This is a genomic window from Streptomyces scabiei 87.22 (assembly GCF_000091305.1).
GTDB lineage: Bacteria > Actinomycetota > Actinomycetes > Streptomycetales > Streptomycetaceae > Streptomyces > Streptomyces scabiei.
In genome coordinates this window covers 9004986-9026464 of the sequence record NC_013929.1, presented here as the reverse complement: position 1 = coordinate 9026464, position 21479 = coordinate 9004986, and the positions used below count along the sequence as shown (strand labels likewise).

General features: G+C 68.9%; 20 protein-coding genes and 2 pseudogenes. 11 read left to right on the top strand and 11 right to left on the bottom strand.

Annotated elements, in window-relative coordinates; genetic code table 11:
• The first annotated feature begins 83 nt into the window (after positions 1–83).
• The 6 genes and pseudogenes from SCAB_RS38920 to SCAB_RS49485 all read left to right on the top strand — a co-directional run.
• Positions 84–1247, top strand: coding sequence for a pentapeptide repeat-containing protein (locus SCAB_RS38920; protein ID WP_013005538.1), 1164 nt, complete (start codon positions 84–86; stop codon positions 1245–1247).
• A 219-nt stretch (positions 1248–1466) separates the two neighbouring features.
• Positions 1467–2711, top strand: coding sequence for an NAD(P)/FAD-dependent oxidoreductase (locus SCAB_RS38915; protein ID WP_041671215.1), 1245 nt, complete (start codon positions 1467–1469; stop codon positions 2709–2711).
• A gap of 1162 nt (positions 2712–3873) precedes the next feature.
• On the top strand, positions 3874–4182 hold the full coding sequence (locus tag SCAB_RS38910; RefSeq protein WP_041668893.1) for a transposase: 309 nt from the start codon (positions 3874–3876) through the stop codon (positions 4180–4182).
• A complete protein-coding gene (locus SCAB_RS38905) occupies positions 4179–5096 on the top strand; it encodes an IS3 family transposase (protein ID WP_012998059.1) in 918 nt (305 codons plus the stop codon). Before SCAB_RS38910 ends, SCAB_RS38905 begins: the two co-directional genes overlap by 4 nt.
• A 33-nt stretch (positions 5097–5129) precedes the next feature.
• Positions 5130–5465: a DUF6193 family natural product biosynthesis protein gene (locus SCAB_RS48825; protein ID WP_078580262.1), complete on the top strand. Its 336-nt coding sequence runs from the start codon at positions 5130–5132 to the stop codon at positions 5463–5465.
• A gap of 112 nt (positions 5466–5577) precedes the next feature.
• Positions 5578–5832, top strand: a pseudogene (locus SCAB_RS49485) (transposase family protein); the annotation flags it as partial.
• A gap of 290 nt (positions 5833–6122) precedes the next feature.
• Here the strand turns inward: SCAB_RS49485 and SCAB_RS38895 are convergent.
• The 5 genes from SCAB_RS38895 to SCAB_RS38875 form a co-directional block, all read right to left on the bottom strand.
• Positions 6123–6584, bottom strand: a complete 462-nt coding sequence (locus SCAB_RS38895) for an Lrp/AsnC family transcriptional regulator (RefSeq protein ID WP_197696214.1) — start codon at positions 6582–6584, stop codon at positions 6123–6125.
• Between the two features lie 182 nt (positions 6585–6766).
• A complete protein-coding gene (gene solA, locus SCAB_RS38890; RefSeq protein ID WP_013005532.1) occupies positions 6767–7879 on the bottom strand; it encodes an N-methyl-L-tryptophan oxidase in 1113 nt (370 codons plus the stop codon).
• Positions 7880–8238: 359 nt separating this feature from the next.
• Positions 8239–8973 carry an SDR family NAD(P)-dependent oxidoreductase gene (locus SCAB_RS38885; RefSeq protein WP_013005531.1) on the bottom strand — a complete coding sequence of 245 codons (735 nt, stop codon included), beginning with the start codon at positions 8971–8973 and terminating at the stop codon, positions 8239–8241.
• Positions 8974–9047: 74 nt separating this feature from the next.
• Positions 9048–10154, bottom strand: coding sequence for an alanine racemase (locus tag SCAB_RS38880; RefSeq protein WP_013005530.1), 1107 nt, complete (start codon positions 10152–10154; stop codon positions 9048–9050).
• A 121-nt stretch (positions 10155–10275) separates the two neighbouring features.
• The gene (locus tag SCAB_RS38875) at positions 10276–10761 is read right to left on the bottom strand and encodes a RidA family protein (protein WP_049875809.1); all 486 of its coding nucleotides are present in this window, start codon (positions 10759–10761) and stop codon (positions 10276–10278) included.
• A gap of 483 nt (positions 10762–11244) precedes the next feature.
• On the opposite strand from SCAB_RS38875, the gene SCAB_RS49125 reads away from it, so the two are divergent.
• Entirely contained in the window at positions 11245–11367 is a 123-nt protein-coding gene (locus SCAB_RS49125; protein ID WP_013005528.1) for a hypothetical protein, read from the top strand.
• A 659-nt stretch (positions 11368–12026) separates the two neighbouring features.
• Here SCAB_RS49125 and SCAB_RS38870 read toward each other — a convergent pair.
• The gene (locus SCAB_RS38870; protein WP_013005526.1) at positions 12027–12713 is read right to left on the bottom strand and encodes a GntR family transcriptional regulator; all 687 of its coding nucleotides are present in this window, start codon (positions 12711–12713) and stop codon (positions 12027–12029) included.
• 484 nt (positions 12714–13197) lie between these two features.
• Between SCAB_RS38870 and SCAB_RS38865 the strand changes: the two genes are divergently transcribed.
• The 4 genes from SCAB_RS38865 to solA (SCAB_RS38850) all read left to right on the top strand — a co-directional run bounded on the left by SCAB_RS38865 (position 13198) and on the right by solA (SCAB_RS38850) (position 17008).
• Positions 13198–13878, top strand: a complete 681-nt coding sequence (locus tag SCAB_RS38865) for a haloacid dehalogenase type II (protein ID WP_013005525.1) — start codon at positions 13198–13200, stop codon at positions 13876–13878.
• Positions 13879–13883: 5 nt separating this feature from the next.
• Entirely contained in the window at positions 13884–14165 is a 282-nt protein-coding gene (locus tag SCAB_RS38860; RefSeq protein WP_231885180.1) for a RidA family protein, read from the top strand.
• Between the two features lie 275 nt (positions 14166–14440).
• Positions 14441–15844: an NAD(P)/FAD-dependent oxidoreductase gene (locus SCAB_RS38855; RefSeq protein ID WP_037726596.1), complete on the top strand. Its 1404-nt coding sequence runs from the start codon at positions 14441–14443 to the stop codon at positions 15842–15844.
• 18 nt (positions 15845–15862) lie between these two features.
• Positions 15863–17008 (top strand): N-methyl-L-tryptophan oxidase, encoded by a 1146-nt coding sequence (solA, locus tag SCAB_RS38850; protein ID WP_013005522.1) that lies wholly within the window; start codon positions 15863–15865, stop codon positions 17006–17008.
• A gap of 49 nt (positions 17009–17057) precedes the next feature.
• Here the strand turns inward: solA (SCAB_RS38850) and SCAB_RS38845 are convergent, their stop codons facing one another.
• The 5 genes and pseudogenes from SCAB_RS38845 to SCAB_RS38835 form a co-directional block, all read right to left on the bottom strand.
• Positions 17058–18008: an ROK family protein gene (locus SCAB_RS38845; protein ID WP_013005521.1), complete on the bottom strand. Its 951-nt coding sequence runs from the start codon at positions 18006–18008 to the stop codon at positions 17058–17060.
• A gap of 115 nt (positions 18009–18123) precedes the next feature.
• Positions 18124–18177: pseudogene (locus SCAB_RS49320) on the bottom strand (hypothetical protein); the annotation flags it as partial.
• Positions 18178–18362: 185 nt separating this feature from the next.
• Positions 18363–18629: an SDR family NAD(P)-dependent oxidoreductase gene (locus SCAB_RS45670; RefSeq protein WP_013005520.1), complete on the bottom strand. Its 267-nt coding sequence runs from the start codon at positions 18627–18629 to the stop codon at positions 18363–18365.
• A 39-nt stretch (positions 18630–18668) separates the two neighbouring features.
• Positions 18669–20081 carry an aspartate ammonia-lyase gene (gene aspA, locus SCAB_RS38840; RefSeq protein ID WP_013005519.1) on the bottom strand — a complete coding sequence of 471 codons (1413 nt, stop codon included), beginning with the start codon at positions 20079–20081 and terminating at the stop codon, positions 18669–18671.
• Positions 20082–20182: 101 nt separating this feature from the next.
• The gene (locus SCAB_RS38835) at positions 20183–21466 is read right to left on the bottom strand and encodes an NAD(P)/FAD-dependent oxidoreductase (protein WP_013005518.1); all 1284 of its coding nucleotides are present in this window, start codon (positions 21464–21466) and stop codon (positions 20183–20185) included.
• Positions 21467–21479: the final 13 nt, after the last annotated feature.

The window sequence follows — 21479 nt, the reverse complement described above, 5'->3', positions numbered from 1 at the left end:
ACCCGTACGGCCGTTCTCATGTCACGGGTCAGTGGGTCAGCACTCTTGATCGCCTTCTGGGCGGCGCCTAGGCTCTCATGCCCATGGACATGGGGGAACCGGACCGCGGGCGGCGGGCACGGCACGACGGGCTGGTCAGGCGTCGTACAGCCGCAGGTGTGCTGGCCGCGGCGGCGGGGCTGGTCATTCTGGGCACGGTGTTCGTCGTACTGCCGGGGGTGGTGGTCGACCACGACCTCGCCGGGGCGAGCGTCGCCGCGCAGGATCGGCTGAAGGCGGTGAACGATGTCCGCACGGCGCTTCTGCAGGTCGTCGGCGGCCTGGTCGTGCTCTTCGGCGCGTACGCCACCTGGCGGCAACTGCGGGTGAGTCAGGACGGTTTGCGTGCCACCCAGGAGGGCTACGTCACCGACCGGTTCAGCCGGGCCGTCGACCAGCTCGGCAGCGACAAGCTGGATGTGCGCATCGGCGGGTTGCACGCGCTGTGGCGGATAGCGGAGCAGTCCGCCCGCGACCGGGAGGCCATCATCTCCATCCAGGCCGCGTATCTGCGTACACACCTGCCCTGGCCACCCGCCGGGCCGGAATCGCCGGCGGCGGACGTGCCCATCAACGACATCGCACCCCTGGAGACCCGCGCCGCCGACGCCCAGGTGGCACTGACCGCGCTCGGCGTGCTGTGCCGGCACCGGGAGCAGTCCTGGGTCAATCTCAGCATCACCGACCTGCGCCGGGCCGACTGCGACGGACTGTGGTTCCCCGAGGTCAACTTCGACCGCGCTTGCCTGGAGGCGGCGGGCCTGTACCACGCCAATCTGACCCAGGCATCCCTGGTCTCCGTCAACCTGCGGCACGCCGACCTCACGACTGCGATTCTCCGCCGGGCTCGCTGCGTTCTGGCCGACCTTCGGGCTGCGAAGCTGGTCGGAACCGACTTGCGTGACGCCGACTTCACCGAGACCGACCTGCGCGAGGCGAACCTGCGCAAGGCCGACGCCCACGGCGCGGTCTTCCACCGCGCCGACCTCCGCATGGCCGACTTGCGCGGCACCGACTTGAGCACCGCCAACCTTGTCGAGGCACGCCTGACCGGCGCCCTGGCCAGTGAGCACACCCGCTGGCCCGCCGGTTTCGACCCTACGGCCGCCGGAGTCGTCGACACCGATGACCCCGGCCCCGAGCCCTCGCCTTTACTCCAGCCGCCGGGGATGACGTGGCAGGCAGCGCCGCTGCGGTCCGCTCCCTGACCAAGACACGCCGGTCAAGACTCCTGCGACCGCGATCCGCAGGACTGGGGACACCTCTCCTCAGCGGCGTCTTGATCGCGCAGAGCCCCAAGCCGGCATGTGCTTTCGCGGGGCCGTGCGGGTGATCGGCGCATCCGGGAGAGGCGTGCGGAGGGAAGAAGCTCGGTGTCCGTACGTGGCTGCCGCCCCGGCGCCGCCGGACTCGCGAAGGAGGCTTCCGTGCCCACGTCCCCGAACATTCCCGACGTCCTGGTCATCGGCGCAGGTGTCGGCGGACTGGCCTGCGCGCGTGACCTCCTGGCGGCCGGGTTGGACGTCCAGGTCGTGGAGGCGTCCGACGCCGTGGGCGGCCGGATGCGCTCCGACCGGGTCGACGGCTTCATCGTGGACCGGGGTTTCCAGGTGTTCAACACCTCCTATCCGCAGGTGCGCTCCAGGCTGGTGCTGCGCGAACTGCGGCTGCGGCCGTTCACGGCCGGCGTCCTGGTGCACACCGCCGGGCAGGGCACCCTGCGCTTCCAGGACCCCACCCGGCGTCCGCACGCCTGGTCGACGCTGCTGCCGGGACGGCTCGCGGGTCCCCGTGACCTCGCGGCGCTCGGCCTGCTCACGGCCCGCGACCTGGTCGGCCCGGTCAGCCGGGTGAAAGCGGCACGGGACCGGACCACCCGCACCGCCCTGGCCGACGCCGGATTCTCCGCGGAGTTCGTCGAACGGTTCTTCCGGCCGTTTCTGTCCGGGGTCTTCCTGGAGGACGAGCTGGAGACCTCCAGCCGCTTCTTCCACCTTGTCTGGCGCAGCATGCTCCGCGGCACCCTGTGTCTGCCGGGCGCCGGAATCGGCGCCGTCCCCGCGGCGCTCGCCGCCGCGCTGCCCGCAGGCACGGTCCGCCTGGAGACCGCCGTGAGTGCCCTCACGGACGACGGCGCCGTGACGGACACCGGACGGGAACTGCCGGCGCGGGCGGTCGTGGTCGCCACCGGCCCCGGTCCCGCGGAACGGCTGCTCCCCGGCCTGAAGGTGCCCGACTACCGGGTGGTGACAACGTACTACCACGTGGCACCGCGGTCGCCGCTGGCTGAGCCGACTCTCCTCGTCGACGAAGGCCGCCGGTTCTTGAACACATGTGTCCTGAGCGAGGTGGTGCCGGCACACGCCCCGGACGGCTACGCCCTCGTGGCGACCTCCGTGCTCGGCGGGGACACCGACGGGCGGGAAGGGACGGTGCGCGCCGCGCTGGCCGAGGCGTACGGGACGGACACCGCAGGGTGGGACCTGCTCACCGTCCGCACGATCGTCGACGCGCTGCCGGTCATGGCGCCACCGCTGCCGCTGAGCCGGACCACCCGGGTGGGGCCGCGACGTCACGTGTGCGGCGACCACCGGGCCACGGGCTCGGTCCAGGGAGCCCTGGCCTCCGGCGCACGGGCCGCCCGGGAAGTGCTCCGGGAACGCTTCCGTTAGCTTGATCCTCACCCCGTGCGGCGAGATCGCGGAAAGGTCGGCTGCCTGTTCCGGGACATGGCAGTACCCGTCTTGCGGGGTGGGTGGACGTCGTGGTGTGGGGTGGGGTGGGCCGGGTGCCCTTTCGGCCAGGCAGCCCTCACCCTCACCCGGACGGCAAGGACTTCACGGCCCGCTCGGGGGCATGGCCGACGAAGAGGAGCGGCATACGGCACCTTCCTGCACCGAGGACATGTACGACTTCGGAACGATTGGTTTCGGGGTGCGGCGGCCTGGCGGGTCGGATGGAGGGTGATCAGCAGGCGCAGACGTTGGCGGCCGGGAACGAAGTGGGCTCGGGCGGGACGCCCTGCACGTCCTTGTGGGTGTCGATGACGAACACCACCACGTGCGGCTCGGCCGTGGCCTCGACCACGGCCCGTGGCGTTCGGCAGGTCACGCCAGGCGCCCCGGTGGACAGCTTCCACAACACGCCGTTGATCAGGGCGGGCGGGGAGTGTGGCCCGGTGCTGCAGTTGCTTCACGCAGAGCGCAGCTACGTCTTCGACGAGCTCGACCGGCCGGTCCAGAGCCTCAGTCGGCCGAACTCTGCATGCCGACAGGGCTCCACGGGCCGAGTACGCCCTGACCGGCCTCGGTCGATCCCCGAAGGTGCTCTGATCCCGCTCGGACCATGGGCGATCACCACGAGGCGGATGTGCGGACCGCACGCGCGCGTTACGACGCCGCGTCGTGACGAGCTCGAACGTGCAGGCCAAACAGCGTTCGCGCAACCGTGCCGGGTTCGCGCTCCGGTTGACGAGCGGGCGCTCGGAGTCAGGCGCCGGCCGCCTGCTCACGGGCCTCGACGGGGGGGGCGACGTGCGGCAAGTTGTGGGTCTTGCCCTGGGCGGGCTCGACGGATGGCTTGTGGACGGTGGCGGGACCGCGGTCGTGCGGCGGCAAGTCGTGCGGCTTGGCTTGCCACTCTTGTCGGACCGGTGCGACCAACGACTGGGATGATGTGTCGCCATGGACACAACCCCTCCGAGCCACACCCGCGTCGAAGCAGGGTGGCAGAACGTTCGCGCTGACGGGCGGGTCCGTCCGGAATTGAGGTTCCCCCGAGATGCGGAGGAAGTTGACAGCGGGTCAGATGGGACTCATGAGAGGACCTGTGACCATGGCTGCACCCCGGAAATACTCGCTCGAGTTGCGTGAGCGTGCGGTACGGATGTACCGCACCACCGAGCCGAAGCCGCAGATCAAGAAGCTGGCCGTCGACCTCGGCGTGCACCCCGAGGCCCTGCGCGGCTGGATCCGCCAGGCCGAGGCGGACGCCGGCGAACGCGACGACCGTCTCACCACCGACGAACGCGCCGAGCTCGCGGCCCTGCGCAAGGAGAACGCCCAGCTCAAGCGGGCCAACGACGTCCTGCGGACGGCCTCGGCTTTTTTCGCGGCGCAACTCGACCCGACCCGGCCCAGGTGACGGCGCTCGTTGACGAGCATCCCCGCCTGGGAGTCGAGTGCGTCCTGCGGGAACTGCACATCCCCTCCTCCACCTACTACCGCTGGCGCCGCGCGGAGAAGGAACCGTGCGAACGGCGACGCCGCGACGTCGAACTGGCCGAGCGGATCAAGGAGATCCACGCGGAGTCCGGCGGCAATTACGGATCGCCGCGCGTGCACGCCGTCCTCAGACGCGAGGGCACACGCGTGGGCCGCAAGCGGGTCGAGCGCCTGATGCGCGAGGCCGACATCGCGGGGATCAGCCCGCGGCGGAAGGGCTTCACGCGCCGCGATCCCAAGGCCAGCCTCGCCCCGGACCTGGTCAACCGGGACTTCACCGCACCGGCGCCGAACCGGTTGTGGGTCACCGACCTCACGATGGTCTCCACCGGCGAGGGACCGTTGTGGCTCTCCGCGATCCGGGACGCATTCTCCCGGCGGGTGGTCGCGTGGGAGACCTCCGCCCGCGCGGACGCCGACCTGGTCCTGACCACGCTGGAGTACGCGCTCGCGTCCCGCGAGGTCGAGCCGGGCAAGCTCATCCACCACGCCGACCACGGCTGTCAGTACACGTCCATCAAGCTCACAACCCGGCTGATGCGGGCGGGAGTTGAGGCGTCCATGGGCTCCGTCGGGGACTCGTACGACAACGCCCTCGCGGAGAACCTCTGGATGCTCATCAAAACCGAGGGCCTCCGTGGCCGCACCTTCACCACGAGGGCCGAGGCGAATCTCGCGCTCTTCGAGTACATCGACGGCTTCTATAACTCCCGCCGCATCCAGGAACGGCTCGGCTTCCTCAGCCCGATCGAGTTCGAGGAGAAGTACTACGCCGAGCAGGCGACGGCCGAACCAACGAATCTGAACACCCGTCAACCCCTGCTGACCAGCTGATCAGCGGCTCCCGCATGACGGGGGAACCTCAAATTGCTGGAAGCGGCCTACGCTGAGCCGCGCCTGCGCCAGTTGTTCCCCTGGACGGGAATGGGCGAGCTGCATTTCAGCCGTTGCACAGAGTGGCCATGGGCATGGGACATTCCTTACATCCAGCCCACAGCCGAAGGCGAATACTGGGTCTCCGGCCCCCTGCGCGACCAGTCCGTGGGTCCGGCCGCGACGTCGCAACAGGCCGTCACAATGGTGGTTGACCGCCTCCCTCCCGATTGCGGACCCGCCTTCGTAGGAACCCGAGAAGAACTCGCCGCCCACGACGCCGCGACCTCCGGCGCCCGGGACGCCAACCGCTCCACGCACCAAGGCTGAAGCGTTCTCAGCCGACAAGATGAGCTGATCGCCTGTCCTGCTGCGCCACTGCGAGGACATCGACTCCGCCTGCCCGGATCCGGAACCACGGCAGTTCACCGCCTTGGCCGAAGTGCTGGGGCGGATACCCGATGTTCGACGATCCTCGCCGGTCCGGGGCCACCGCTACCGCTTGGGCTCCCTGCTCGCACTGTGCCCGGTCGCTGTCCTCGGCGGAGCCACGTCCCTGGCCGCCATCGCCCGCTTCGCCGTCGATATCGACCCCGACCTGCGCGAACGAATCGGTCTGGTCTCCAGCACGCCGAGCGCCTCCACACCGGAACGGCTCCTCGCCCGCCGGTACGGGGACACGCTCGACGACGCCGTCGGCGCCTGGCTCGCCCGATACGCCACCGACCCGATCGGCAAACACGACGACCGCTGGTCGACCTTGCCGTCGACGGCAAGATTGCGCGGGTCCCGCACCGACGGCACAGCCGTCCACCTGCTCGCCGCCGCGCTCCACGCCTGCCAGACCGTGATCGCACGGCGCCAGATCGCTGAAAGGAGCAATGCAATACCCGCCGACGGGCCACTACCACGGCACTGGTGGACGGCCGACTCTTCCTCGCCGCGGCCAAGAGCGGCACGGCCGCGCGGAACACGCCACCGCGCGGCTCACCCCGCCGCTGCCGGCCCCTGCTCTCCCCGCCGGCGGCTGACGATGCTGGACAGGGTGAGCGCGGTGACCGTGTCCCGTACGCCGGGCATCCGGGCGATGTCCTCCCAGATGCTCCGGACACGTTCCAACGAGGCAGCCTCCAGGCGCACCATGATGTCGAAGTCGCCGCTGAGGATCTCGCAGATGACCACCTCCGGAATGCGCTTGAGCGCGGCCAGGACGTCGCCGCCGCGCATGCGGTCCTGGCGGTGGACGAGGACCAGCGCCGAGACCACATCGCCGGTGTCGCCGCCCGCGCGGACGATGGTGTAGCCGGCGATGTGGCCCCGGCGCTCCAGCCGTTCGACGCGCTGACGCACCGCGTTGCGGGAGAGCAGCACCTTGCCGGCCAACTCCGCATGCGAGATGCGAGCGTTGCGGGTCAGCTCGGCGATGATCTTCTCGTCGGTGCTATCCACGGCGGACCGTCTCCTTCGCGCATCGGTCATGGTCGCAAACTCCCCGCGCCAGGGGTCTCCGGCGCGACCGGGTGCCGGAGCGAGACCGCGGCGGCGGACCTTCGGCAGGCCGCCGCTCAGGTCCGGCCGGGCTCGGCCCGCAGCGTGCCGATGGTCGGGGTCATGGCTTTCCTCGTTCGGGCTCAAGCCGCGGTGCGGCCGTTCGTGGTGATGAAGTCGATCGGCTGGGAGGTGTGGCCCTGAAGGGCGAGGTCCGCGGCGATGTCGCCCATGGCGGGCGAGATCTTGAAGCCCTGGCCGGAGAAGCCGGCCAGCAGGACGATGTCGTCGCAGCCCGGCAGGGGGCCGACCAGAGGGAGGGTGCTGTCGGTGTAGCCCTCCATGAAGGCGGACAGGCGCACCGGGTCGGGGTTCAGGCCGGGCAGGTGGCGGCGCACCGCCGTGGTGAAGGTCTCCAGCTCTTCGGGCGCAACGGTCCGGTTCAGGCGGTCGGGGTCGTCCACGGGTTTGTGGTGCTGCTGGGGCAGGCCCAGCTTGACGGTCAGGCCGTCCGGGGACGGGATGCCGTAGAAGGGGACGTCGCCGCAGCGGACGAAGGCGGGGCGCTCGGCGTCTGCGGGACGGTCCTCGTGGGGCAGGAACCAGGCGCTGATCGCGCGGTAGACGTTCACTTCCCACGGCAGGTCGGGCAGCAGGTCGCCCACCCAGGGGCCCGGGGTGACGACCGCGGCGTCGAAGCGCTCGGTGCCGGTGTCGGTGCGGATCTCCACTCCTCCCCCGGCGACGGGAACGACTTCCCGCACCGGGGTGTAGCGGCGGACCCGGGCCCCCAGCTCCTCGGCACGCCGGGCCGCGGTCTGGACCGTCAGCTCCGGGCGGACGAACCCCGCGTGGGAGTCGAGCACCACCAGGTCGCCGTCGTCGACGCGGAACTGCGGGAACCGCTTCGCCATGGCCTCGGTGTCGATCATCTCGTGGTCGAGGCCGTGCTCGGCGATGCCGTCCATGACGGTGCGCATCTCGGGGTCGTCGGGCGGCCCCATGACCAGGGCTCCGGTCAGGCGGCGCAGTTCCCGCCCGGTCTCCGCCTGCAACTGCTCCCAGAGGGCGTCGGCGTGCCGGACGAGCGGCACATAGCGGCCGTCGTGGGTCTGCACGCTGCGGAAGACCCGGGTCTCACCGCCTGCGGCACTGCGGTCGTGACCCGGGGCGAAGCGGTCGTAGGCCACGACTTCGGCGCCCCGTGCCGCCAGCCGCCAGGCGGCCTGGCTGCCCATCGTTCCGACGCCGACCACAGCGACGCGATTCCTCGCGGCTGACACAGGACTGTCCTTTCGTATCGCCGAGCCGCAAGCTGGGCCCGAGCGTGAGGACGCTTGGGGGCGACGTGGAAGGGGCGCACCCTCGGGATCCCCATCCACCACGTGCCACAATGTGGCATAGCATGCTGTTATATGACACAGAGAATGGCGGCGGCTTTCGAGGTAGTCAAGAGGCTCGAAATGGTGACGCGGTTCGAGTGCGGCGACAGAGGCGTGTGCTCGACTCGTGGTCGATCGGCCATGCTGCGATCAGCGGTCGCCCGAGGCAAGTCGGCGCGACGGAAGAGCAGGTCGTTCGGCCCATCGCTGGTGGTGGTACTCAGCAGGAATGTTCAGAAAGCGGTGTACCCGCCGTCGACGGTCAGGACCGATCCGGTCACGTACGACGACTCCGACGATGCGAAGAAGAGCACCGCGTCGGCAACCTCTTCGGGGGTGGCGAGGCGTTGGAGGGGGATCGTGCTCTCGCGCTCACGACGGTAGGCCTCGGGGTCGGGCCTGCGCTCGAACGCCGCTTCGATGACCGGAGTGACGGTCAGACCCGGAGCGACGACGTTGACACGGATGTTGCGCGAAGCCCATTCGATGGCAGCGCCCTTGGCGAGCATGATGAGGCCACCCTTGGCGGCGGAATACAGGGCCTGCCCGGCCATGCCCACCATGCCCAGCCGTGAACTGACACACACGAACGAGCCGCCGGTATCGGGCATCAGAGGTGCGAAGTGCTTCATCACCAGGAACGCGCTGAGCAGGTTGCTCTCCAGCACGTTCCTCGCGTCGTCGCAGGCCATCTCGGTGAGCGGACTGACGGCCTGCAGGCCGTGGTTGAGGACGACGACGTCGACGGAGCCGAAGGACTCCGCGGCCTGCTCGGCCAGGCGCTCGACGAACGCCTCGTCGTTGAGGTTTCCGGGAACGTACAGGTCGTCGGGCTCAGCGCTGTCGAGTCGCTCCCTGCGGCCGGTGAGCAGCAGTCGTGCGCCCTCGCGGCGGAAGTGGGAACTCACGGCTTCCCCGATGCCACTGCTGGCACCGGTCACCAAGGCCGTGACCTTGTCGAGTCTCATGTCAGGCACTCCTTTGCGGGTGAGGTCGGTCGGGTTGCGGGCTCGGATTCGAGAGGTCCCGTCCCCGGCATGGGTCAGTTGAGGAATCCGCGGGCGTCGACCGGCCAGCGCTGCAGCGACGTGCCCGTGCTGTCGGTGACGATCAGTTCCTCGAAGCCGAGGACGACCGGGCAGACATGGTTCGGCACCACCGGGACGACGCTGCCGACTCTGGGGCGGAACTCGCCGTCCGTGAGCGGAAGGAACCCGTGGTACTCGTTGACCTTGGACAGGACCGCCTTCGTGCCGGCGATGCCTCCGTAGCCGATCTCGGGGCTGCCTTCTTTGCTGAGAGCCTTGTTGCCCACATCGACGATGACCTGGCCGGGGACCCAGTCGCTGACCACGGTGCCGGCGACGAACAGCGCGATCTGGTCCTCCGTGCAGGAGCCCAGCCGGGCGTTGTTCAGATCGCCGAAGATGTACTCACCGGGACGGATCTCGGTGATCACGCCGCTGGTGGAGAACTCGAAAGTGGGAGTGGAGCCGGCGCTGACCACCTCTGCGGTGACACCGACACCTTCGAGGCTGCGTACCGCGGCGGTGAGCGCGGCTTCCTGGTCCTGCGCGGCGCGTCGGCGAGCGTCCCGATCCGCGCCGCCGTGACCGGGATAGGTGAAGACGCCCACCGGCATCAGGCCGCGTTTGCGGGCGGCGAGCGCGAGATCGCCCGCGGCCTCGGGCGGCGCCCCGGAACGACGGGCGCCGCAGTCGACCTCGATCACGACCTGCAGTCGGTCCGGTTCTTCCCCCATCGCGTCGGCGAGAGCCTCGATGGCAGCGACGTTGTCGACGCCGACCCGTAGGCGGGCGGACTCGGTGAGCCGGCGGATCCGGGGCCCCTTCGTTCCTGCGGCCCAGATCGGGTAGGCAAGGAAGATGTCGTCGAACCCGGCCGCGGCGAAGACCTCGGCCTCACCGACGTTTCCCGCGGTGACACCGACCGCGCCCGCCGCGATCTGCCGTCGCCCGATCTCCACGCACTTGTGCGTCTTGATGTGGGGCCTGACCTTGAGGTTGCGCTGGTCGGCGAAGCTCTGGATGCGGTCGATGTTGCCCTGCATGACGTCGACCAGCACGATCGGCGCGGGGGTGTCGATCCGCTCGACCAGAGCGTCGAGTGCTCGTTGCAGCCGGTTCATGCTGCCCCTCCTTGTGATTCTGCCTGGAATGATCGAGGGGCGCGGGCGCTGACTCCCTCTGGATGCCGAAAGCGGTCCGCGATATCGCGCGTTCGCGTGCACCGCCGCCGTCGGCTCGCCGCTATACCGCGGTGCAGACCATCTGGATCTCGACCGGACTGTTGAGCGGCAGCCCGGCGACACCGATCGCGGTACGGGCGTGGCGTCCGTTCTCACCCAGCACCTCGATGAGCAGTTCACTGGCCGCGTCGGCGACCAGAGACTGCTCACCGAAGTCCGGCGTACTGGCGACGAAGACCAGCATCTGCACGATCCGCACCCGGTCCAGATCCCCCACCGCCAGCACAGCCGCAGCGAGACAGTTGAGCACGGCATGACGGGCGAACGACCGCGCCAACTCCACCTCCACCTCCCGGCCGAGAACGCCCTGCCCCAGCAGCCAACCGTCCTTGTAGGGCAGTTGGCCCGAGATGTAGATGCTGGAGCCCACGGTCCGGTGGTGCACGTAATACGGATTGTCACGGAGTTCGGGAAGGGCCAGACCCAAGGCTTGAAGCCGGTCGGAAGCCGAGGCGGCGTTGGTCGGCGGGGTCATGGTCTGACTCATCGAGTCACCTCTGCGGTCGGGTCGGGGCACACTCCCGCGCAATCGGCCAGGAGGACCCGCTTCGTATAAGGCTTGATCATCTGCACTCGGCTTTCCTCTCGAGCAACAGGGGGCGACAAAGCGCTACATAAGGGCTTAAACCTCCCCACCACATTGTCGTTTGTCGACCATATGGTCGACAGTTGAGTACTGTCAACACAAGCTTCAGCGTCGAACACGACCCCGGAACACCGCGTGCGTCTGGGCTCGCCGCCGATGGGAGCGCCGGTGGGCGCCGCGAGCCGGCCCCCGAGGGCGGCTCGGCCTGCCGCCCGGTTTGCGGGCCAGACCCGCAAAGGCAGGCCGCAAAACCTGGGCGGCCGGCTCGGCGACAGTGCCGCGTGGCGGCACAGGCCCCGTGCACCACGCGAAGAACGCCGCCACCCTTGTGGCGGTTCAGCACCAGGACGATCGCGAGCGAAGGCAACTACCCGCACGAACAGCATGTTGCTCGCGCCTCGCCTGCCGATGGGCAAGCACGGCCTCTACGCCGAGCGGCTGCGGGATCAGTTCGTGGGTGCGATGCGGCGGTTCAGGCCGGACGCGCAGTGGCGTGAGATGCCGTGAAGTCACTCTGAGGGACCTGCCACCGGTCAGAAACAAGCTCGACCCCGGCGGATGCCTGTCGTCCGTGGTCGCACCTTCACAGGCGTACCGAAGCGCGGTCAGGGCTGAGGCCCGGACGCCGCGACAGCGATGAGGGGCGGAGTCCGGGCAGGCCGTAACGCATGCCTGGGCTGTCCGCACCCGCGGTGACCGTGCTGCGGACGCGGTCAGTGCGCCGTCTCGGCCAGGTCACAGGTGTGGCATACCACCCTGCGTGCCGGGACACGGCCGGACGCGGCGCCCATGCCGACCTGACGGGTGACCTTTACGTGACGTACGTGGGCATGGTTCTCGCAGTGGCCGAGCCGCAGCGCGAGCACACATCGATGCCGATGGTGTCGCTGCGCGCCTCCTGGAGGCAGTCGTAGCGCCTCATGTCCAACTCCGATTGCAGCAGAGGCCGGGTAGGCGGCCAGTCCATACGGACAAACCGCGCTGCTCAGGCACAGGGCGTGGCCCGCGTCCCCACACCCTGGCCCCGCCCACCAGGAGCATTGAGGGTCAACGAGGCACTCACGCAGCCCCGCTCGGCACGGAGCCGGAGAGCCACGCCTGCCGAGGGCGCTCAGCCGAGGGGCAGTGGCGAGCGGGCTTGAACGCCGCACACAGGCGGCACGCACTCATGCATGCCGGGGCGCGTGTTCGCCCGGATTCGACTTCCGGGCCCCCAGGCCCATGGGGAAATGGGCGGCCAGCTCACGGCGGAACGCTTCCGTGTCGCCTTCCAGGGCGACGGCGGCCAACCTCTCATGCTCGACGACCAGCTTCTGCGGGTCTTTGCTGTAGGTGCGGTGATCGACGCTGAGGTGGAGGCGCAGCCGGGTCTCCCAGCCGGTCCAGAGGCTCTGCAGCACTCCGTGCCCCGAGAGCTCGTAGAAGAGCCTGTGGAAGCGAAGGTGCGCGTCGATGCTGGCCGGGATGTCGTCCTCCTCCATTGCCCGGCGGAGATCCTCGACGGTCTGCAACAACTGCGGCCGCTCAGGACCGCGCAGCGCTTCGGCCGAGAGCTCGGCGGCGTAGGGTTCGACGTGAAGCCGGACCGAGTCGATCTCGGCCACTTCACGAGCGCTCACCTCCACGACGAAGGCCCCACGGTAGGGGTACTTGACGACGAGCCCTTCCTCCTCCAGCTTGGTCAGCGCCTCACGCAGCGGGGACCGGCTGATCCCGAGGTCCGAGGCGATGTGCGCTTCGCGCAGCTGACCACCGGGACGCACGGTTCCGTTGAGGATGGCAGCACGCAGTGTGCGGTAGACGCCGTCCGGCGTCGTCGTCCGCTGCTCCTGCCACTCGAACTTGTGGTCCACCCCGTTGCCCTCCGTCGACGCTTGTCGACCATTTGGTCGTTTGTCGACTATACCTTTGCTGGTTCTGCATTCCACCTCAAGTCGGCTGTCCGGCAAGGAGCTCACCGCGTTCACAGCGATGCCTTATCCGACTCGCGCACCCCTGCCAAGGCCAGGCGTCGCGGGTGATGCGGCGCCTGCCGGGTGAACGCCTTCGCACCCGGGGGCCGACTCCTCGGCCGGCAACCCCGGCGAGCGCCGGCCTCATGTGCCCATCGATCCGGCACTGGCTGCCGGCCCACTCGAAGGTGACCTCGGCCGACAGCTGAAGCGCCCGGCCCGGCGCGTCACTCGATTCATCCGGAAGTGGATCAGCGCCGGACCTGCCCGAAGGCTCCTCTGGCCTCTGACGCTATTGACAGGCGAGTTTCATTTGGTCGACAATCGACTAAGTAGTCGACAATCGACTAAACATGACTGCTCCGCTGAAGCACTAGGAGGACCGGTGGGATTCGACGTCAAGCCCAAGTTCGTGACGTTCGACATGAACGGCACACTGATCAAGTTCAGCATCAACGACACGATGCGTGAGGTCCTGGGCGACCGGCTGCCGGCCGAGGTCGCCGATGAGTACCTGCGGGTCTGCAAGGCGTACCGCATCGACGAGTGCACGGGGGCCTACCAGCCGTTCCACCAGGTCGTCGCGCGGTCCATGGAGCGCGCCCTGCACAAGGTCGGTCTGGAGTTCCGCGAGGACGAGGCGCAGGCGGTGTACGAGCGCATTCCCACCTGGGGCCCGTACCCCGGAGTCACCGAGGCGCTGAACCGCCTGGCCGAGGCGGTCCCGCTGGTCATCATCACCAACAGCGACACCGCGCACGCCGTGCGCCTCGCGGAGAACCTCAAGGCCCCGTTCGAGGTCGTCATCAGCGCCGAGGAGATGGGCGTCTACAAGCCGCGACTCAGCGCGTTCGAGTACATGTTTGACAAGCTCGGCGCGACACCCGACGAGATCGTCCACGTCTCCGCGAGCCCCATGTACGACCACCGGTCCGCGGCCATCATGGGCATCAAGGACAAGGTGTACATGGACCGCGGCTGGGAGCACGACGAGCACTGGCTCGGCTACGAGCGGATCACCGACATCGCCGACCTCCCGGTCCTCTTCGGGCTGCCGCGCCCCTGACGTAGGTGGAGTCGGCGCGGTCGTTCGCCCGTCATGCCGTGCTCAACTGTCTCGCTGCGGCTGTGCTGGCGGTGGGGGATCTGGACCGGGTCCGGATCGTGCAGATGCTGGTCTTCGTCGCCAGTAAGCCGGACTTCGGTGAGCAGTCTCTGGTCGCCGACGCGGCCAGTGAACTGCTCATCGAGGTGCTGGGTGAGAACGGACGCCACGCCCGCACCGCGATCGGTGTCGCCGGGCTGCCGCTCAACAGTCCGGTCGAGATCCAGATGGTCTGCACCGCGGTATAGCGGCGAGCCGATCATGAGCAGTTCGGCGGTGGCGGCTTCAACAGGTACTCGGCACCGCAGATCCGCCCCAGAGGTCATCCGCCATGAGCGTCGAGGGCAGATTCCGCTCCAGCGTCTCGCCACTTCCGAGAGATCTCCGAGAGGTCGCCGACGCCGTCCCCTTCCTCGCGCCGTCGGCGCCCTCGTCCATCGCCGGGGCAACGGACTCGGTCGGCAGCGGCTACTCCGCCTTCCAGCAGCCCCCGCGGTTCCCAGAGACAGATGAAGGACACACCATGAACGTCCTCGCGGCACCACCTCGAAACGGAGAGCTCGGCTTCTGGGTGCAGCAACTGGCCGCCAAGAAGCCCTCGTTCCCCCGGTTCACCGGCCAGGACACCGTCGACGTGGCCATTGTCGGCGGCGGCTACACCGGTCTCTGGGCGGCGTACTTCGCCAAGAAGCTCGAACCGTCGCTCTCGGTCGCCGTCTTCGAGGCCGAACAGGTCGGCTACGGCGCGTCAGGGCGCAACGGCGGCTGGCTCTCGGCGATGCCACCGGGGAACCGTGCCGGCTTCGCCCGAGCCGGGGGCGGGCTGGAGGCGAGCCGGGCACTGCAGCAAGAATTCGTCGCCGGCGTCGACGCGGTCCTGGACATCCTCCGGGCCGAGGGCATCGACGCCGATCAGCACAAGGGCGGAGCGCTCGTCGCGGCCCACACTCGGGCAGGGCTGGGCCGACTCGTCACCCGGCGTGATGCCGACCTGAAGTACGGGCTGACCGACGACGAGGTCCACCTGCTCGGCCGGGACGAGTTCCGGTCCAGGATCAACATCGCCACCGTCCACGGCGGGCTCTTCTACAAGCACTGCGCACGGATCCACCCGGCGAAACTCGTCTACGGCCTAGCCGACACCCTGACCTCCATGGGGGTCAGGATCTACGAGGGCAGCCGCGTGGACCGTGTCGGGGGCAAGACCCTCGCTCTGGCCGACGGACGGGTCACCGCGGCGAAGACGTTCATCTGCACCGAAGGCTATTCGGGACAGCTGCTGGGCAGCCGGACCCTGATCCCGGTCAACTCCTCGATGATCGTGACCAAGCCCCTCCCGAAGGAGGCATGGCAGGAGATCGGCTGGGACGGTCCCCAGTGCCTCAACGACTCCGCGCACACGTTCATCTACGCCCAGCGGACAACGGACGGCCGTATCGCCATGGGGGGCCGCGGTGTCCCCTACCGCTTCGGTTCCGGTACGGGAGGAGCCGGTGCGACCGCCCGGTCCACCATCGACCTGATCTCGCACAAGCTCGGTTCCTTCTTCCCGGGGATCCCCTTCGAGGTGGATCACGCCTGGTCGGGAGTCCTGGGCGTCACGCGGGACTGGAACGGCGGCGTGCTCTGGGACCCGGCCGCCGGGGTCGGATCGTCCTCCGGCTACGCGGGACACGGTGTCACGGCAGCCTATGTCGGCGGCAGGACCCTCGCGGAGCTCGCCCTCGAGAGGGAAACCGAACGGACCACCCTCCCCTGGGTCGGCTACCGGGCACGGAAGTGGGAACCGGAACCCGTTCGCTGGCTGGGCGTTCACGCCATGTACCGGCTCTTCGGTATCGCCGACCAGTGGGAAGAGCGCCGGGGCTCCACCACGACCTCACTCCTGGCCAGATTCGGCAGCCGCCTTGCCGGACTGCACGAGTAACGAAAGGAAACGCCACTCATGGACGCACAACTCGCCGTCGTCGGCCTGGGCAGCATCGGAAGCATGGCGCTGTGGCAGGCTTCCCGGCTGACCGACTCGGTCGTGGGCTTCGAGGCCGCCACCCCTGCCCACGGCCGCAGCGCCGTGGGCGGGGACACCCGTCTGTTCCGCATGATCTACTTCGGGAAACCCGATTACTACCCCGTCTTGGAACGCTCCCAAAGCCTGTGGGCCGAGCTCGAAGCGGAAACGGGGCAGGAAATCTTCATGCCTACCGGGGGCCTGACCATCGGGACGGCGAACAGCAGCTTCATCAACAGCCTCCTTGAGACAGCGCGCATCACGGGAGCCGAGCACCGCGTACTCAACCGGGAGGAGATAGCGGAACGCTACCCCCAGCACAACCTCCGCCCCGGCGACTGCGCCGTCTACGACCCCCGCGCCGGCGTTCTGCGCGCCGACCGCGCCGTCAGCGCCGCCGTCGCGGCGGCCCGGGCCAACGGCGCCACCGTCCTGCAGAACACACCTGTGGACAGCATCACCGAAACCGACCACGGCGTCGTCGTCACCTCCGGCGACAGAACCTGGACGTTCGAGAAGGTCGTCGTCGCCTCGGGCGGCTGGTCCCGCCGGCTCATGCCCGACCACCTGAAGGCAGTCACGGAAACCCATCGACTCGTCCTGACCTGGTTCATCGCCCAGGACGGCACACAGTTCTCGCCGGAGAACTTCCCCGTCTTCAGCCGGCAGTACGACGATCGCTCCCTGTACGGCGCACCCGCTGTCGACGGTGTGACGGTCAAGGCATCCGTGGACGCACCGATGAAGGGGCGGGCGAGGGCGACCCCCGACCCGGGCTCCGTGCTCAGGGAACTCACCCCGGAAGAAGTCGAGAAGGTCACCGAGACCGTCACCGAATTCTTCCCCGGCCTCACCCCCACCATCGTGCGCGCCGACGCCTTCCCCGACCTCTTCACCGAGGACAGGCATCCCCTCGTCGGCTGGCTGGACGAGAACAGCAGCATCTACTGCGCCACCGGTTTCTCCGGAAAAGGCTTCAAGATGGCGACCGGCTACGGCCACATCGCCGCACACGAGGCGCTCGGCAAGCAGACCGTCGAAGGCCTGGACTTCGTGCGTCCGGACCGGTTCAAGACCAGCTAGCCGCCCACTCCGGCCGCCTCGGCGCAGTGGGGAGCGTAGATCGGCTCCATCAGAACGCCGGCGCAGTCTGTTCCTGCTGCGGGCCCTGAGCGCGTGCCTTGAGCAATGCGTCCCGCAGGCGGTTGTGGGCCATGGCCAGGGCGGCGTGCACCGCGCCGCATGCCACCGAGAGTCCCAGAACCTGGGAGACGGCCGTGATCCGGGGCACGGCCGGCAAGTTGTGTCCGAGTCGCTTGCGCACTTCGGGGAGCACCTCCTCCACCAGAGGGCTCAACCGGCCGACGAAGTAGATGGATTCGGGATCGAGTGTCACGGCGACGACACTCACGGCGGTCGTGACCGCCGTAGTGAATGCCTTGAGTGTCTCCGCACGGCCTCGATGGTCCTGGGACGTGAGCCACAGGTCCTCGACGCGCTCGGTGTCCAGTCCGTGTTCACGAGCGAGCTTCGCGAGTCCCGCGGTGCTCAGCGTCCCGTTGAGGGCGCGGTCGTCGACACCCGAGGAGAGGGAACCGATGTCGCCGAACGCGGGAGTACGTCCCCGAGCCGGTTCCCGGTCCCTGCACGTCGCGAAGTTCACGGTACTGCTGAGGCTGAACAGGGCGGCGTTGCGGATGCTCACGTCGTCCGTGAGCACCTGGAGCAGGGATGCGTTCGCGTCACTGTCGAAGGTCACTGGAGTGTCGAGGAGTTCTTCGAGGATGCGGTGGAAATCTCTGCCGGAGAAGATCTTCATCGGATCGGCAGGCCGGAAGACCTCGACGCCGTCGCGGACATGGGCGGGCAGTGCCACGACGATCTGGCGTCGGGGACCTCGTGCCGAGGCCCTGGTCCGTGCGATCAGGTCGGCCAGCCACCGGCCACCGGCGGGGACGTCGTCGTGCTCGACCGTCGGAACGACCACATGTCCGATCTCGCGACCGCGCAGGTTGGTCACCAGCACGCCGGTGGTCACGGCGCCGAAGCTGACGCCCACGACGTGTCCGGCGGTCTCGGGCACGTCGAGGTACGTCGACGGACGGCCACGCCCCGACGACGGCGTCGACTCCCCCGTCCACGACGAACCCGTGCGAGCGCAGGTCTTCGACGGCCCGTGACACTGTCGCCTTGCTCAACCCCGTGTCCTCGATGAGCTTGTTCCGGGTCGACGGCGCGTGGGAGAGAACCACGTCGAGGACACGTGCCGTGTTGTGGTCGCGTGGTGTGGGGTTGATGCTGCTCACCTCATGACCTTAGCCAGACCGTACGCCGCCCGAACCCGGGGTCTGCGTCTCAGGGCGCGGCTCCGGACGTGTCACGGCGGGTGCTCAGCAAGCGGTCCACGACCTCCTGCAGGGCGACGGACATGGCTCGTTCAAGGTTGAGCCAGTCGTCGCCGGCATGCTCGAGCAGATACTCGCGACGATCCGGCACGCGCCGCGCGAGCGGCGAGATCGGCGACGAACCGCTCGTCGTCGAGGTCTCCCGCCAGGTAGAGGTCGTCCGGGTGGCTCTCCGGCGGCTCGGGTCGCCGTCCGGTGAGCAGGAGCCGGGCACCCTCGCGGCGGAAGTGGGAGGCGATCGCCTGCCCGATGCCGCTCGACGCTCCGGTGATAACGGCGTTGACGCCCTGGAGTCTCATACGCGTTCCCAGTCGGTCGGTGGTCGGAGTCGGCCGTCGTCAGGCGCGTACCTGTCCCCTGCCGGCGACGATCTCCGGGCGGAGCAGCTCGGCGAGGGTTTCGGCGGGCAGCAGGCCCTTCTCCTGGACGAGTTCGGCGACGCCCCGGCCGGTGGCGAGGGCTTCCTTGGCGATGTCGGTGGCCGCCGAGTAGCCGATGTAGGGGTTGAGGGCGGTCACCAGACCGATGGAGTTCTCCACGCTCGCGCGCAGCGCCTCGGTGTTCGCGGTGATCCCGTCCACGCACCGCTCGGCGAGCGTCAGACAGGCGGCCCGCAGATGGGTGAGGGACTCCGACAGCGAGTGCAGGATGATCGGCTCGAAGGCGTTCAGCTGGAGCTGACCGGCCTCGGCGGCCATCGTGATGGTGACGTCGTTGCCGATCACCTCGAAGGCGACCTGGTTGACCACCTCGGGAATCACCGGGTTCACCTTGCCCGGCATGATCGACGAACCCGCCTGCACCGGCGGCAGGTTGATCTCGTTCAGCCCCGCCCGCGGCCCCGACGACAACAGCCGCAGATCATTGCAGCTCTTCGACAGCTTCACCGCGATGCGCTTGAGCACCCCCGACATCTGCACGAACGCACCGCAGTCCTGCGTCGCCTCCACCAGATTGGCCGCCGTCACCAGCGGCAGCCCCGTGATGTCCGCGAGATGCCGGCGCGCCGACTCGGCATACCCGGCCGGGGCGTTGAGGCCCGTGCCGATGGCCGTGGCACCCAGGTTGATCTCATGGACCAGTTCCACGGCCTCCGCCAGACGGGACCGGTCCTCGTCCAGCATCACCGCGTACGACGAGAACTCCTGGCCCAGCGTCATGGGCACCGCGTCCTGCAACTGCGTACGGCCCATCTTCAGCACATCACGGAACTCCACCGCCTTACGGGCGAAGGAATCCTGGAGCACCGCCATCGCACGGAGCAGCTCCCGCACCGCGAAGACGGTCGCGACCTTCACAGCGGTCGGGTAGACATCGTTCGTCGACTGGCCGAGATTGACGTCCTCGTTCGGGTGCAGGAACTCGTACTGCCCCTTGGCGTGGCCCAGCAGCTCCAGCGCCCGGTTGGCGACAACCTCGTTGGCGTTCATGTTCGTCGACGTGCCCGCGCCACCCTGGATGACGTCCACGACGAACTGGTCATGCAGCCTGCCGCCACGGACCTCCCGGCACGCCCCGACGATCGCGGCGGCCTTCCCCGCCTCCAACAGACCGAGTTCCTCGTTCGCGAGGGCGGCGGCCTCCTTCACCGCGGCCAGCGCCTCGATCAGATGCGGGTACGCGGAGATCGGCATACCGGTGATCGGAAAGTTCTCCGTGGCGCGCAGAGTGTGCACACCCCAGTACGCGTCGACGGGAACGTCACGGTCACCGAGCAGGTCGTGCTCGCTGCGGGTGGTAGCGGCGGTCATGGATATACGGGCCTTCTCTCAGGGGGCGTCCAGGGGGTCGCGGGGGCCTCTCGCTCTGTCGCGGTCAAGGCCCCCGCGACGTCATCGGCGGCGGCGCCCGGTCAGAGCAGGCGGTCCTTCGCCTTGTAGTAGGCGCCGCCGAACGGCAGGAACCAGGGAGTGCCGTTGTAGAAGGGGACGGGGACCTTCGGGAAGTCGAAGCCGCGCATCGGGTTGGCCTCGGGATTGCCGTCCATCATCTCGGCGACCGCGCGGCCCATGTACGTGGCCATCTGGACGCCGTGGCCGCAGTAACCCATGGAGTAGTACAGGCCGTCGACCTCGCCCGCGTGCGGGATGCGGTCCCAGGAGAAGCCGACCATGCCGCCCCACACATAGTCGATCTTCACCCCTGCCAGTTGCGGGAAGATCTCGGTCATCTCCCGCTTGAGGATGTCGCCGCTCTTGACGTCGGAGGCCGGGTTGGAGGGGGCGAAGCGGGCCCGGCCGCCGAAGGCGAGGCGGTTGTCCGGCGTGAGACGGATGTAGTTGCCGACGTTCTTGTGGGCGACCAGCAGGCGGCCGTTGGGGATGAGCTCCTTGGCGCGCGCCTCCCCCAGCGGCTCGGTGACGATGATGAAGCTGCCGACGTTGATCAGCCGCTTGCGGAACCACGGCATCGACTGGTCGGTGTAGGCATCCGTCGCCGCCATGACCTGCTTGGCACGGATGGTGCCGTGCATGGTCTCCACCACGAAGCCGCCGCCGGGGAGGCGGGTGAGGCCGGTGGCGGCGTTGCGCTCGTGGATCTCGGCGCCGGCGCGCTCGGCGGCGTCTGCCAGGCCGACGACGAACTTGCCCACGTGCAGGGCCGCGCCGAGCGGGTCGAGCAGGGCGCCGTGGTAGTAGTCCGAGCCCAGCTCGGCGCGCAGCTCGCTCTTGCTCAGGACGACCGTCTCGTGGCCGAAGTTCTCGGCCAGGTCGCGCTGCTTGGCGTGCATGCCCTCGAGGTGCTTGGGCTTGCAGACCAGGCCGAGGCGCCCGGCACGGTGGAAGTCGCAGTCGATCTTCTCCTTGACCGCGATCTCCTCGACGAGGTCCACGGCGACGCGGAACGCGTCGTAGAGCTCGCGCGCACGTTCCTGCCCGTAGCGCTGGCGGGCCTGGGCCGGGCTGATGGTGATGCCGGGGTTGCAGTGGCTGCCGTTGCGCCCGGAGGCGCCCGAACCGACCTGGTCCTTCTCGACGAGGACGACCCGGGCCCCCTTGCGGGCGGCGTGGTAGGCGGTGGACAGGCCGGAGAGGCCGCCGCCGATCACCACCACGTCCGCCTCGTCGGGCAGGTCCTTCCCGGAACGGTCGGGCAGGGCGGGGGCTGTGTCCATCCAGTAGGGGATCTGCTTCATGGCGTGCGTCCTC